At 72.7% G+C, this 13,941-nt stretch carries 12 protein-coding genes; all 12 read left to right on the top strand.

The window, feature by feature from the left end; translation table 11 throughout:
* Positions 1-194: 194 nt before the first annotated feature.
* The 12 genes from pheS to ACYQ0U_RS11990 all read left to right on the top strand — a co-directional run bounded on the left by pheS (position 195) and on the right by ACYQ0U_RS11990 (position 13,743).
* Positions 195-1,301 (top strand): phenylalanine--tRNA ligase subunit alpha, encoded by a 1,107-nt coding sequence (gene pheS, locus ACYQ0U_RS12045; RefSeq protein ID WP_459973115.1) that lies wholly within the window; start codon positions 195-197, stop codon positions 1,299-1,301.
* Positions 1,298-3,769 carry a phenylalanine--tRNA ligase subunit beta gene (gene pheT / locus ACYQ0U_RS12040; protein ID WP_459973113.1) on the top strand — a complete coding sequence of 824 codons (2,472 nt, stop codon included), beginning with the start codon at positions 1,298-1,300 and terminating at the stop codon, positions 3,767-3,769. Before pheS ends, pheT begins: the two co-directional genes overlap by 4 nt.
* Positions 3,770-4,066: 297 nt before the next feature.
* Positions 4,067-5,119: an N-acetyl-gamma-glutamyl-phosphate reductase gene (gene argC / locus ACYQ0U_RS12035; RefSeq protein WP_459973111.1), complete on the top strand. Its 1,053-nt coding sequence runs from the start codon at positions 4,067-4,069 to the stop codon at positions 5,117-5,119.
* Complete coding sequence (gene argJ, locus ACYQ0U_RS12030; protein WP_459973109.1) at positions 5,119-6,270, top strand: bifunctional glutamate N-acetyltransferase/amino-acid acetyltransferase ArgJ; 1,152 nt, start codon at positions 5,119-5,121, stop codon at positions 6,268-6,270. Before argC ends, argJ begins: the two co-directional genes overlap by 1 nt.
* Positions 6,267-7,202 carry an acetylglutamate kinase gene (argB, locus tag ACYQ0U_RS12025; protein ID WP_459973107.1) on the top strand — a complete coding sequence of 312 codons (936 nt, stop codon included), beginning with the start codon at positions 6,267-6,269 and terminating at the stop codon, positions 7,200-7,202. Before argJ ends, argB begins: the two co-directional genes overlap by 4 nt.
* Positions 7,199-8,371, top strand: a complete 1,173-nt coding sequence (locus ACYQ0U_RS12020) for an acetylornithine transaminase (protein ID WP_459973105.1) — start codon at positions 7,199-7,201, stop codon at positions 8,369-8,371. Before argB ends, ACYQ0U_RS12020 begins: the two co-directional genes overlap by 4 nt.
* Entirely contained in the window at positions 8,371-9,312 is a 942-nt protein-coding gene (argF, locus tag ACYQ0U_RS12015) for an ornithine carbamoyltransferase (protein WP_459973103.1), read from the top strand. Before ACYQ0U_RS12020 ends, argF begins: the two co-directional genes overlap by 1 nt.
* Positions 9,309-9,845 (top strand): arginine repressor, encoded by a 537-nt coding sequence (locus ACYQ0U_RS12010; RefSeq protein WP_459973101.1) that lies wholly within the window; start codon positions 9,309-9,311, stop codon positions 9,843-9,845. Before argF ends, ACYQ0U_RS12010 begins: the two co-directional genes overlap by 4 nt.
* Entirely contained in the window at positions 9,842-11,272 is a 1,431-nt protein-coding gene (gene argG / locus ACYQ0U_RS12005) for an argininosuccinate synthase (RefSeq protein WP_459973099.1), read from the top strand. The genes ACYQ0U_RS12010 and argG overlap by 4 nt, the downstream gene beginning before the upstream one ends.
* The gene (locus tag ACYQ0U_RS12000) at positions 11,272-11,736 is read left to right on the top strand and encodes an NUDIX hydrolase (protein ID WP_459973096.1); all 465 of its coding nucleotides are present in this window, start codon (positions 11,272-11,274) and stop codon (positions 11,734-11,736) included. The genes argG and ACYQ0U_RS12000 overlap by 1 nt, the downstream gene beginning before the upstream one ends.
* A complete protein-coding gene (gene argH, locus ACYQ0U_RS11995) occupies positions 11,733-13,145 on the top strand; it encodes an argininosuccinate lyase (protein WP_459973093.1) in 1,413 nt (470 codons plus the stop codon). Before ACYQ0U_RS12000 ends, argH begins: the two co-directional genes overlap by 4 nt.
* A complete protein-coding gene (locus ACYQ0U_RS11990; RefSeq protein WP_459973091.1) occupies positions 13,129-13,743 on the top strand; it encodes a DNA-3-methyladenine glycosylase in 615 nt (204 codons plus the stop codon). The genes argH and ACYQ0U_RS11990 overlap by 17 nt, the downstream gene beginning before the upstream one ends.
* Positions 13,744-13,941: the final 198 nt, after the last annotated feature.

Below are 13,941 nucleotides of genomic sequence, written 5' to 3'. Positions count from 1 at the left end.
CGACCTGGCGTGGCGGGTCGCCGCTGGTGATGGATCCGGTCTGTACTCCAGGGCATCGACCCCTCGGGAGCTGGTGCTCCGGGTCCGTTGTCAGCCGCTCGGAGGCGCGATCCGGCTCTCCGGGCGAGCTGCTCACAGCCGACGATGGTGAACCGGTTCGCGCCGCCACCGCCAGGCTTCCTAGACTCGTCCCCGTGTCAGGCCCCAACACCGACTACGACCCCGTGCAGGTCACGCCGCTCGAGGCCGAGCAGGTCGCGGCCGCCCGCGACGCTGCCCTGGCCGCGATCGCCGGCGCCGGCGACCTCGCCGAGCTGAAGCAGGTCCGCCTCGAGCACGCCGGCGACCGCTCGCCGCTGGCGCTCGCGAACCGCGAGATCGGCGCGCTGCCGCCCCAGGCCCGCAAGGAGGCCGGCCAGCGCATCGGCCAGGCCCGCGGCGCGGTCAACCAGGCGCTCGCCGCGCGCCAGGAGGTGCTGGAGGCCGAGCACGAGGAGCGCATGCTCGTCGAGGAGACCGTCGACGTCACGCTCCCGACCGACCGCGTGCCCACCGGTGCCCGGCACCCGCTGACGACCGGCTCCGAGCTGATCGCCGACATCTTCGTCGCGATGGGCTGGGAGGTCGCCGAGGGTCCGGTCATCGAGGCCGAGTGGCTCAACTTCGACGCGCTCAACCTGGGTCCGGACCACCCCGCCCGCACCATGCAGGACACCTTCTGGACCGACCCGCCCGAGGACCACCTCGTGCTGCGGACGCACACGAGCCCGGTCCAGGCGCGCACCATGCTCACCCGCACGCCGCCGATCTACGTCGTCTGCCCGGGCCGCGTGTTCCGCACCGACGAGTACGACGCCACGCACAGCCCGATGTTCCACCAGGTCGAGGGCCTGGCCATCGACGAGGGCATCACGATGGCGCACCTGAAGGGCACGCTCGACCACTTCGCCGCCCAGATGTTCGGCGAGGGCATCAGCACGCGCTTCCGCCCGTCGTACTTCCCGTTCACCGAGCCCAGCGCCGAGGTCGACCTGGTCTGCTTCGTATGCCGGGGCGCCGGCGTGCTCGACGGCGCGACCTGCCGCACCTGCCGCGGCGAGGGCTGGATCGAGTGGGGCGGCTGCGGCGTCGTGAACCCGCGCGTCCTCACCGCGTGCGGCGTCGACGCCCAGCGCTACACCGGCTTCGCGTTCGGCATGGGCATCGACCGGACCCTGATGTTCCGCCAGGGCATCGAGGACCTGCGCGAGCTCTTCGAGGGCGACATCCGCTTCACCACCGCATTCGGAAGTGACCTGTGAAGACCCCTGTCTCCTGGATCCGTGAGTACGTCGACCTGCCGGACGGCACGACCACCGAGGACCTCGCCCAGCGGCTGACCGCGCTCGGGCTCAAGCTCGAGGCCATCGAGCGCGCCGGCGCGGACATCACCGGCCCGCTGGTCGTCGGCCGCGTGCTCACGATGGAGCCCGAGCCGCAGAAGAACGGCAAGACCATCAACTGGTGCACCGTCGACGTCGGCGACGCCAACGGCACCGGCGAGCCCCAGGGCATCGTCTGCGGCGCCCACAACTTCGCGCCGGGCGACCTGGTCGTCGTGATCCTCCCGGGCGGCGTGTTGCCCGGGAACTTCGCGATCTCCGCGCGCAAGACCTACGGCCACGTCTCCGCGGGCATGATCTGCTCGGCCCGCGAGCTCGGCCTCGGCGAGGACCACGACGGCATCATCGTGCTGCCCGCCGACGCCGGCGAGCCCGGCGACGACGCCTTCGACGTGCTCGGCCTCCGCGAGGAGGTCATCGAGTTCGAGATCAACCCCGACCGCGCCTACGCGCTCTCGCTGCGCGGCGTCGCCCGGGAGGCGGCGCTGGCCTACGACGCGCCGTACCGCGACCCGGCGGAGCGCGCCGTCCCCGAGCCGAACGACGCCGGCTACCCGGTCGAGATCGACGACCCGGCCGGCTGCCCCGTGTTCGTGGCCCGCCAGGTCACCGGCTTCGACCCCACCGCGGCCACCCCGGACTGGATGGCGCGCCGCCTCACCCAGTCCGGCATGCGTCCGATCTCGCTGGCCGTCGACGTCACCAACTACGTGATGCTCGAGACCGGCCGGCCGATCCACGGCTACGACGCCGACAAGCTCCAGGGCACGATCCGGGTGCGCCGCGCCCGCGCGGGCGAGCGCCTCACGACGCTCGACGGCACCGACCGGGCACTCTCGCCCGAGGACCTCGTGGTCACCGACGACTCCGGAATCATCGGCCTCGGCGGCGTCATGGGCGGCGAGACCACTGAGATGTCGGAGACCACCACCGACATCCTGGTCGAGGCGGCCCACTGGGACGCGACCTCGATGTTCCGCACCGGCAAGCGCCACAAGATCAGCTCGGAGGCCGGCAAGCGCAACGAGCGCGGTGTCGACCCGACGATCACTCCCGCAGCCGCCGACCGCGTGGTCGAGCTGCTGACGACGTACGGCGGTGGCGAGGCCGACCCCGGCGTCACGGTCGTGGGGGAGAGCCCCCTGCCGGCGGCCGTCGCGATGCCGCTGGACCTGCCGGCGCGCATCACCGGCATCGACATCCCCGCCGAGACCGCCGAGGCCAACCTGCTGGCGGTCGGCTGCTCGGTCACCGACGCCGGCTACGTCCCGCCGCCGTGGCGCCCCGACCTGACCGACCCCTTCGACCTGGTCGAGGAGGTCGCCCGGATCGTCGGCTACGACCAGGTGCCGTCGGTCCTGCCGCGCGAGGCCGCCGGCCGCGGCCTGACCCGTGAGCAGCGACTGCGCCGCCGCGTGGGACGCACCCTCGCGGGCGCGGGCTGCGTGGAGGTCGTGAGCTTCCCGTTCGTCGGCGACGCCGCGTTCGACGCGCTCGGCCTGCCGGCCGACGACAGCCGCCGCGTCACGGTCCGGCTCGCGAACCCGCTCTCCAGCGAGGAGCCGTCGTACACCACGACGCTGCTGCCCGGGCTGCTCAAGGCCGGCGCCCGCAACGTCGCCCGCGGCGCGACCGCGGTGTCGCTGTTCGAGACCGGCAGCGTGGCCTTCCCGACCGACCGCGGCCCCGCGCCGATCTTCGGTGTCGACTGGCGCCCGAGCGACGACGAGCTCGAGAAGCTGTTCGCCGCGATCCCCGACCAGCCGCTGCACCTGGCGATCGTCCTCGCGGGCGAGCGCGAGCGCGCCGGCTGGTGGGGCGCTGGCCGCGACGCCGGCTGGTCGGACGCGATCGGCCTGGTCCGTCGCCTCGGCACCGAGCTCGGGGTCGAGGTCGAGGTGGCCGCCGCGACCCGGGCGCCGTGGCACCCCGGCCGGTGTGCCCGGCTCGTCGTCGGGGACGCCGAGCTCGGCCACGCCGGCGAGCTGCACCCGAAGGTCTGCCAGGCGTTCGGCCTCCCCGCCCGCAGCGCGGCGGTCGAGATCGACCTCGACCTGCTGATGCGGCACGCCCGCGACGTCACGCCCGGGCCCGACTTCTCGACCTACCCGCTCGCCAAGGAGGACGTCGCGCTCGTCGTCGCCGACACGGTGGCCGCGGCCGAGGTCGAGGCGGCGCTGCGCGAGGGCGCCGGTGAGCTCCTGGAGTCGATCCGGCTCTTCGACGTCTACACCGGCGACCAGGTGACCGACGGCCACAAGTCGCTGGCCTTCGCGCTGCGGTTCCGCGCCCCCGACCGGACGCTGACCGAGGAGGAGACCGCGGCCGCCCGCGACGCAGCCGTCGCGCTCGCCGCCGAACGGATCGGAGCCGTCCAGCGGGCCTGACGGGTCCGTGGCCGGTCAGGTGGTCGCCGGGGCACGGGCGGCCCGCGGAGGTGCGGGGCGACCGCCTCGCCGCCGGGCCGCGCCGCCAGCGCCCAAGCGTCGCAATTGCGCCGCAAGGGCAGCCCGAGCCACGCCGGAGTCGTCCAAACCGCGCAATTGCGCCGAAAGGGCGACCGCCGGCTCCGACAGGCGCCGCCGGTCGCCCATCGGAGGGGAGCCGCGCCAGCGTCGGGACCGTCGGGTGAGGCCCGACACGCGGGAAACGAGTCACATGCTCATGCACGGCAATGTATAGTCATGCACATGTCGACCAGGATCGCCGTCGCCGGAGCCAGTGGGTACGCCGGAGGTGAGCTCCTGCGCCTGCTCCTCGGCCACCCCGACGTCGAGATCGGCGCCCTCACCGGGGCGTCCAACGCGGGCCAGCCGCTCGGGGCCCTGCAGCCGCACCTCGTGCCCCTCGCGGACAGGGTGCTCGACGAGACCTCTCTCGAAACCCTCCGGGGGCACGATGTGGTCTTCCTCGCGCTCCCGCACGGGGAGTCGGGGGCGATCGCCGCCCAGTTGGGCGACGCCGACCCCAGCACCGTCGTCATCGACTGCGGCGCCGACTTCCGGCTCGCCGACAGCGCCGCGTGGACGAAGTTCTACGGCGGCGACCACGCCGGCACCTGGCCCTACGGCCTCCCCGAGCTCCCGGGCCAGCGCGAGATCCTCCGGACGGCCACGCGGATCGCGGTCCCCGGCTGCTACCCGACCGTCTCCACGCTCTCGCTCGCCCCGGCCGTCGCCGCGGGCATCGTCGAGCCCGACGTCACCGTCGTCGCCGCCTCCGGCACCTCGGGCGCGGGCAAGGCGGCCAAGCCGCACCTGCTCGGCAGCGAGATCATGGGCAACGCCAGCGCCTACGGCGTCGGCGGCGTCCACCGGCACACCCCCGAGATCACCCAGAACCTCTCGCAGCTGCTGGGCGATCCGGCCGGCACCGTCCGGGTGAGCTTCACCCCGCTGCTGGTCCCGATGCCGCGCGGCATCCTCGCGACCTGCACGGCGAACGTCCGCGACGGCGTGACCGCCGACGACGCCTACGAGGTCTACGCCAAGGCCTACGCCGACGAGCCGTTCATCCACCTGCTCCCGCAGGGCCAGTGGCCCCAGACGAAGTCGGTCACCGGCTCCAACGCCGTCCACCTCCAGGTGACGGTCGACGAGGACGCACGACGAATGGTCGCCGTCGGTGCCGTGGACAACCTGTCCAAGGGCACCGCCGGCGCTGCCGTCCAGTGCATGAACCTCGCGCTCGGCCTCGACGAAGGGCTGGGCCTCTCGACCGTAGGAGTAGCCCCGTAATGAGCACCACCACCCCCAAGGGCTTCCGGGCCGCCGGCGTCGCCGCCGGCCTGAAGTCCACCGGAGCCAAGGACGTCGCCCTCGTCGTCAACGACGGTCCGACCTTCGACTCCGCCAGCGTCTTCACCGCCAACCGCTGCAAGGCCAACCCCGTCCTCTGGAGCCAGGAGGTCGTCAAGGACGGCACCGTGAAGGCGGTGTTCCTGAACTCCGGCGGCGCCAACTGCTACACCGGCCCGGAGGGCTTCCAGACCACCCACGCGGTCGCCGAGTCCGTCGCCGGCCAGCTCGGCATCGGCGCGATCGACGTCGTGGTGTGCTCGACCGGCCTCATCGGTCTCACCAACGACCGCAGCCAGGTCCTCGCCGGAGCCCGGGCGGCGTACGACGCCCTCAGCGCCGACGGGGGAGACGACGCGGCGCACGCGATCATGACCACCGACTCGGTGAGCAAGCAGGTCGTCGTCGAGGGCGCCGGCTGGAGCATCGGGGGCATGGCCAAGGGCGCGGGCATGCTCGCGCCGCAGCTCGCGACCATGCTGGTCGTGCTGACCACCGACGCCGTCGTCCCGGCCGCCGACCTCGACACGGCCCTGCGGGCGGCGACCCGGGTCAGCTTCGACCGGCTCGACTCCGACGGCTGCATGTCGACCAACGACACCGTGACGGTGATGGCCAGCGGCGCCAGCGGCATCACCCCGTCGCTCGACGACTTCACCGCGGCGCTCACCCAGGCCTGCACGGACCTGGCGATGCAGCTGCTCAAGGACGCCGAGGGCGCCGACCACGAGATCGCGATCACCGTGCTCAACGCGGCGACCGAGGACGAGGCGGTCCAGGTCGGCCGCAGCGTCGCCCGGTCGAACCTCTTCAAGGCGGCGGTCTTCGGCAACGACCCGAACTGGGGCCGCGTCCTGGCCAGCATCGGCACCACCGACGCCCAGTTCGACCCGGCCGACCTCGACGTGGCGATGAACGGCGTGTGGGTCTGCAAGCAGTCGACGCCGCACGCCGACCCCGCGACCGTCGACCTCAAGCCGCGCGAGGTCAGCGTGACCATCGACCTCAAAGCCGGGTCCGAGCGGGCGACCATCTGGACCAACGACCTCACCCACGCCTACGTCCACGAGAACAGCGCCTACTCCTCATGACGATCGAGCACACCCACCACGACCCGTCCAAGCCCGACCCGGCGAAGGCCCGCACGCTCGCGGCCGCGCTGCCGTGGCTGAAGCGCTACCACGGCAAGATCGTCGTGGTGAAGTACGGCGGCAACGCCATGACCGACGACACGCTCAAGCAGGCGTTCGCCGAGGACATCGCGTTCCTGCGGTTCGCTGGCTTCAAGCCGGTCGTCGTCCACGGCGGCGGCCCGCAGATCTCCACGATGCTCGACCGGCTCGGCATCGAGTCCGAGTTCCGCGGCGGCCTCCGGGTCACCACGCCCGAGGCGATGGACGTCGTCCGGATGGTCCTGGTCGGCCAGGTCCAGCGCGAGCTCGTCGGGCTCATCAACGAGCACGGCCCCCTGGCGGTCGGGTGCTCCGGCGAGGACGCCGGCCTGTTCACCGCCACGACCACCGGCACCGTGGTCGACGGCGAGGAGGTCGACCTCGGTCTGGTCGGCGAGGTGACCGACGTCCGCCCCGAGTCCGTCCTCGACCTGATCGAGGCCGGCCGGATCCCGGTCGTGTCCAGCGTCGCCCCCGACGTCCACGGGCGCGTGCACAACGTCAACGCCGACTCCGCCGCCGCGGCCCTCGCGGTCGCCCTCGGTGCGGAGAAGCTGCTCGTGCTCACCGACGTCGAGGGCCTGTTCCTGGACTGGGGCAACTCCGACGACGTCATCGGCGAGATCAGCCCCGAGGCGCTCGCGGAGATCCTGCCCACGCTGGCCTCCGGGATGATCCCGAAGATGGGCGCCTGCCTCCAGGCCGTCGAGCAGGGCGTCCCGCGCGCCACGGTCGTCGACGGCCGCGAGCCGCACGCCGTGCTGCTCGAGCTCTTCACCAACGAGGGCGTCGGCACCCAGGTGCTCCCCGGCGTCGAGACGAAGACCCGGAAGGCGAGGGACTCCCAGTGAACGCAGCGAGCGATCTCCACGAGCGGTACGCCGCCTCCCTCATGAACACCTTCGGGCCCCCGAAGCTCGTGCTGACCCGCGGCGCCGGAGCGCACGTGTGGGACGCCGACGGCAAGGAGTACGTCGACCTGCTCGGTGGCATCGCGGTCAACGCGCTCGGCCACGGCCACCCGGCGCTGGTCGAGGCCGTCACCCACCAGCTGCAGACCCTCGGCCACGTCTCGAACTTCTTCACCTCCGAGCCCCAGGTCGAGCTGGCGGAGAAGCTGCTCGACCTGCTCGGCGCCGGAGCCGGCGGCGGCAAGGTGTTCTTCACCAACTCCGGGACCGAGGCCAACGAGGCCGCGTTCAAGCTCACCCGGCGTACCGGGCGCACCCACGTCGTGGTCGCCGAGGACTCCTTCCACGGCCGGACCATGGGCGCCCTGGCGCTGACCTCGAAGGAGGCCTACCGCGCTCCGTTCGAGCCGCTCCCGGGCCATGTCACCTTCGTCCCGTTCGGGGACGCCGAGGCGCTCGCCGCCGCCGTGACCGACCAGACCGCGGCGATCCTGCTCGAGCCGATCCAGGGCGAGGCCGGCGTCAACGTGGCGCCCGAGGGCTATCTCGCGGCCGCCCGGGCGGTCGCGGACGACCACGGCGCGCTGCTGTGGTTCGACGAGGTCCAGTGCGGCATGGGCCGCACCGGGCAGTGGTTCGCGCACACCGGGGTCAGGCCCGACCTGGTCACGCTGGCCAAGGGCCTCGGCGGCGGCTTCCCGATCGGCGCCTGCATCGGGATCGGTGCCGCGGGCGAGCTGCTCCAGCCCGGCAACCACGGCACGACGTTCGGCGGCAACCCGGTCGCCTGCGCGGCCGCCCTCGCCGTGATCGGCGCCATCGAGGACGAGGACCTGCTCGAGCACGTCACCGTGCTGGGCCAGAAGCTCCGCGACGGGCTCGCCGCAGACCCCCGGGTGACCGAGGTCAGGGGAGAGGGCCTGCTGATCGGGCTCGACCTGGCCGAGGACAAGGCCGCCGAGGTCGTCGCCGCCGCGCAGCAGGCCGGCTTCATCGTCAACAACGCGACGCCGAGGCGGATCCGCCTCGCGCCGCCCCTCGTCCTCACCGAGGACGACGCCAACGCGTTCCTGGCCGCCTGGCCCGCGATCCTCGACGAGGCCTTCTGATGAGCGCCCCCGGGATCCGGCACTTCCTCGCCGACGACGACCTCACGCCCGAGGAGCAGGCGCGGGTCCTCGACCTGGCCGCCGAGCTCAAGCGTGCACCGTACGACGCCAAGCCCCTCGCCGGGCCGAAGACCGTCGCGATGATCTTCGACAAGCAGACGCTGCGCACCCAGGCGTCGTTCGCCGCCGGCATCGCCGAGCTCGGAGGGTTCCCGATGCTCGTCGACGGCGCGCTCGCCGGCATCGGCGTCCGGGAGTCGGTCCACGACGTGGCCCGCGTGCTCGGGCGGCAGGCCTCGATGATCGTGTGGCGCACCTACGCGCAGGCGCGGCTCGAGGAGATGGCTGAGCACGCCGGCGTACCGGTGGTCAACGCGCTGACCGACGACTTCCACCCCTGCCAGCTGCTCGCCGACCTGCTCACGATCCGGGAGCACAAGCCGCAGCTCGCCGGCCTGACCGCGACCTTCGTCGGCGACGGCGCCTCCAACATGGGCAACTCCTGGCTGCTCGCCGGGGCGACCGCCGGCATGCACGTCCGGATCGCCTCCCCGGCGGACTACCTGCCCGAGACCGATATGGTCGAGCGCGCGGCCGCGATCGCCGCCAGGACTGGTGGCTCGGCCAGCGTCGGCTCGGACCCGGTCGCCGCCGTCGCCGGCGCCGACGTGGTCGTCACGGATACCTGGGTCTCGATGGGCAAGGAGGAGGAGGCCGCTTCGCGCGAGCAGGTGTTCGGGCCGTTCGCGCTGACGTCCTCCCTCTTCGACCGAGCGAAGCCCGACGCGATCGCGCTGCACTGCCTGCCGGCCTACCGCGGCAAGGAGGTCGACGCCGAGGTCATCGACGGCATCCAGAGCGTGGTCTGGGACGAGGCCGAGAACCGTCGGCACGCCCAGAAGGCGATCCTCACGTTCTTGCTGGAGGAGGCGCACCGATGAACACCGTGCAGCGACCCGGCACCAAGAGCGCCCGCCACCAGCGCATCGTCGAGCTGGTCACCCACCGCGAGGTGCGCTCCCAGTCCGACCTGGCCGAGCTGCTCGCCGAGAGCGACATGCGGGTCACCCAGGCCACGCTCTCGCGCGACCTGGTCGAGCTCGACGCCATCAAGGTCCGCGCGCCCTCGGGCGCCCTCATCTACGCCGTGCCCGCCGAGGGCGGCGACCGACGACCGGCGGCGCCCGTCGAGACGGCCGCCGCCCAGGCCCGGCTGGCCCGGCTGTGCGGGGAGCTCCTCGTGAGCGCCGACGCCAGCGCCAACCTGGTCGTGCTGCGGACCCCGCCGGGCGCCGCCCAGTTCCTCGCCTCCGCCTTCGACAAGGCAGAGTTCCCCGAGATCCTCGGCACCATCGCCGGGGACGACACGGTCCTGGTGATCGGCCGCGAGCCGATGGGCGGCGACGACCTCGCCCGGCGGTTCCTCGCCCTGGCCGACTCCCACCACACGAACACGAAGGAAGAACCCCAGTGAGCAAGGTCCTGACGTCCCTCCCCGTCGGCGAACGCGTCGGCATCGCGTTCTCGGGAGGGCTGGACACCTCGGTGGCCGTGGCGTGGATGCGCGACAAGGGCGCGATCCCGTGCACCTACACCGCCGACATCGGCCAGTACGACGAGCCCGACATCTCCGGCGTACCCGACCGCGCGCAGCAGTACGGCGCCGAGATCGCCCGCGCCGTCGACTGCCGCCGCCAGCTGGTCGAGGAGGGCCTCGCCGCGATGGCGTGCGGCGCCTTCCACATCCGCTCCGGCGGTCGCGCGTACTTCAACACCACGCCGCTCGGCCGCGCGGTGACCGGCACCATGCTGGTCCGCGCCATGCACGAGGACGGCGTGGACATCTGGGGCGACGGGTCGACGTTCAAGGGCAACGACATCGAGCGGTTCTACCGCTACGGCCTGCTCGCGAACCCCGACCTGCGCATCTACAAGCCGTGGCTCGACCACGACTTCGTCACCGAGCTCGGCGGCCGCGCCGAGATGAGCCAGTGGCTCACCGAGCACGACCTGCCCTACCGCGACTCCCAGGAGAAGGCGTACTCCACCGACGCGAACATCTGGGGCGCCACCCACGAGGCCAAGACCCTCGAGCACCTCGACGTCTCGCTGGAGACCGTCGAGCCGATCATGGGCGTGAAGTTCTGGGACCCGGCCGTGGAGATCGCGACCGAGGACGTCACCATCGCGTTCCGCGAGGGGCGCCCGGTCTCCATCAACGGCCAGACGTTCAGCGACCCGGTCGCGCTGGTCCACGAGGCCAACGCCATCGGCGGCCGGCACGGCCTGGGCATGTCCGACCAGATCGAGAACCGGATCATCGAGGCCAAGTCCCGCGGCATCTACGAGGCGCCGGGCATGGCGCTGCTGTGGGCGGCGTACGAGCGGCTGCTCAACGCGATCCACAACGAGGACACCATCGCCAGCTACCACGCGGAGGGCCGCCGGCTCGGCGTCCTGCTCTACCAGGGCCGCTGGCTGGACCCGCAGGCGCTGATGCTGCGCGAGTCGATCCAGCGCTGGATCGCCTCCCTGGTCACCGGCGAGGTCACGCTGCGGCTGCGGCGCGGCGAGGACTACACGATCCTGCGCACCGAGGGCCCGGCGTTCTCCTACCACCCCGACAAGCTCTCGATGGAGCGCACCGAGAACGCCGCCTTCGGCCCGCTGGACCGGATCGGCCAGCTGACCATGCGCAACCTGGACATCGCCGACTCGCGTGCCAAGCTCGAGCAGTACGCCGCGCAGCCGCTCGACCAGGGCCAGGTGCTCGTCGAGCACGGCACGCTCTACGGCGAGCTGGAGGCCGGAGGCGCCGACCGGATCGCCGCGAACCCGGCCGCGAAGACCGAGGACGAGATCGCGCTCGACCACGCCGCGATGGAGTTCGGCACCGACTGATGGCTCCGACCCCTCGCGCGACCGCGCGTGTGCTGCCGGTCAGCCCGGACGGTGCGGTCCTGCTCCTGGAGGAGCAGGACCCCGCCTACCCGGGTGTGCCCTACTGGTCGAGCATCGGTGGCGCCGCCGAGCCGCACGAGTCCCTGCGGGCGGCCGCGGTCCGGGAGCTGTGGGAGGAGGCGGGGATCAGGACGGACGCCGCCGCCCTGATCGGCCCGGTCTTCCAGGACCACCAGGCCTACTCCTGGGCCGGCGTCGACTACGTCGGCGACCACACCTACTTCGCGGTGCCGCTGGACCGGACCGTCGAGATCAGCTTCGAGGGACTCGAGCCGGAGGAGGTCGGCACCGTCCTCGGCGCGGGTTGGTGGCGGCCCGCGGCGCTTGACGGCGTCCCGGTCCGGCCGCCGGGCCTGCCTGACATCATGACCAGCGCCATCACCGCCGTGAGAGGACAGCAGTGAGCACCAACACCGGCAAGCTGTGGGGCGGTCGCTTCGCGGGCGGCCCCTCGCCCGAGCTCGACGAGCTCTCGCGATCGACCCACTTCGACTGGCGGCTGACGCCCTACGACCTCGCGGGCTCGCGCGCCCACGCCAACGCCCTGCACAGCGCCGGCCTGCTCACCGACGCGGACCACGCCGAGCTGCTGCGCGGCCTGGAGGCGCTGGGGGAGCGGTACGCCGCCGGCGAGCTCGTCCCGGACCCGACCGACGAGGACGTGCACGGCGCGCTCGAGCGGCTGCTGGTCGAGGAGGTCGGCGCCGACGTGGGCGGCCGGATCCGCGCCGGCCGGAGCCGCAACGACCAGATCGCCACGCTGTTCAAGGTGTTCCTGCGCGACCACGCCGCGATCGTCGCCGACCAGGTGCTCGACCTCGTCGAGGCGCTCGCCGGCCAGGCCCGCGAAGCCGGCGACGCGATCATGCCCGGCCGCACCCACCTCCAGCACGCCCAGCCGGTCCTGCTCGCACACCACCTCCAGGCGCACTGCTGGGCGCTGCTGCGCGACGTCGACCGGCTGGAGGACTGGGACGCGCGAGTGGCCGCCGACTCGCCGTACGGCTCCGGTGCCCTCGCCGGCTCCAGCCTCGGCCTCGACCCGGAGGGGGTCGCCGAAGAGCTCGGGTTCACGGGCTCGAGCGCGAACTCCATCGACGGCACGGCGTCCCGCGACTTCGTCGCCGAGTTCGCCTTCGTCGCCGCCCAGATCGGCGTGGACGTCAGCCGGATCGCGGAGGAGGTCATCCTCTGGTCGACCCGCGAGTTCGGGTTCGTGACGCTGCACGACTCCTGGTCGACGGGGTCGAGCATCATGCCGCAGAAGAAGAACCCCGACATCGCCGAGCTCGCGCGCGGGAAGGCCGGTCGCCTGATCGGCAACCTCGCGGGCCTGCTCGCCACGCTCAAGGCGCTCCCGCTCGCGTACAACCGCGATCTCCAGGAGGACAAGGAGCCGGTCTTCGACTCCGTCGACACCCTCGAGGTGCTGCTCCCGGCGTTCACCGGCATGGTCGCCACGCTCACCTTCGACACCGCGCGGATGGGCGAGCTCGCGCCGCAGGGCTTCTCGCTCGCGACCGACATCGCCGAGTGGCTCGTCCGCGAGGGTGTCCCGTTCCGCATCGCCCACGAGCTGGCCGGCGCGTGCGTGCGCCGCTGCGAGGAGCTCGGCATCGAGCTCGACCAGCTGACCGACGAGCAGTTCGCCGAGATCTCCCCGGCGCTGACGCCCGGCGTCCGTGAGGTGCTCACCGTCGAGGGCTCGGTCGCCTCCCGCGACGGCCGCGGCGGCACCGCGCCCGTCCGGGTCCGCGAGCAGCTCGCCGAGCTCACCGCCCGCGTCGACGGACACCGTGCCCGGCTCGCCTGACCTCAGCCGTCTCCTCGCCGGCCCCGTGCTGGAGGTCGCCCCGCTGCTGCTGGGTGCGATCCTCCGGCACGGCGACGTCGCCGTCCGCCTCACCGAGGTGGAGGCGTACGACGGCGCGCACGACCCGGGCTCCCACGCCTTCCGCGGGAGGACCAAGCGCAACGCGACGATGTTCGGCCCGGCCGGCCACCTCTACTGCTACTTCACCTACGGGATGCACGTCTGCTGCAACGTCGTCTGCGGCGAGGAAGGGACCGCGAGCGCCGTCCTGCTGCGCGCCGGAGAGATCGTCGACGGCATCGAGATTGCGCGCGAACGCCGGCTCGGCTCCTCCGACCGCGACCTGGCGCGCGGCCCGGCCCGCCTGTGCAACGCCCTCGGCATCCGGTTGGACCACGACGGCACGGACCTGGCCCGGGGGCCGATCACGCTGACGCCCGGTACGCCGCCCGACCACGTCTCGACCGGTCCCCGCGTGGGCCTGCGGGCCGCCGCTGAGCGGCCCTGGCGGTTCTGGTCGACGGGGGAGCGGACGGTGTCCGTGTACCGCCCGGCCGCCCCGCTCCGGGCTAGCACCCCACCCGATTTTGGCTCCTGACCGGACCACTGCTAACGTTCTTCTCGTCGCGGTGAGCGACTCCCTCCTCGGGCCGCAAGGCCAACCGACGGGAGTTGTCGCGCGCCCGGCACCAGCTCCACGAGGCCCCGATCAACGCGAAGTTGACGGAGCGGAACGAAGCCGGTAAGTTTTTGCAGGTTGCCCCGCCGCCGGGCCCGCGACGGTCCGGGACGGAGA

The organism is Nocardioides pyridinolyticus, from assembly GCF_054653575.1.
The sequence above is the reverse complement of the archived record's forward strand: the minus strand, read 5'-3'. Positions and strand labels throughout refer to the sequence as shown.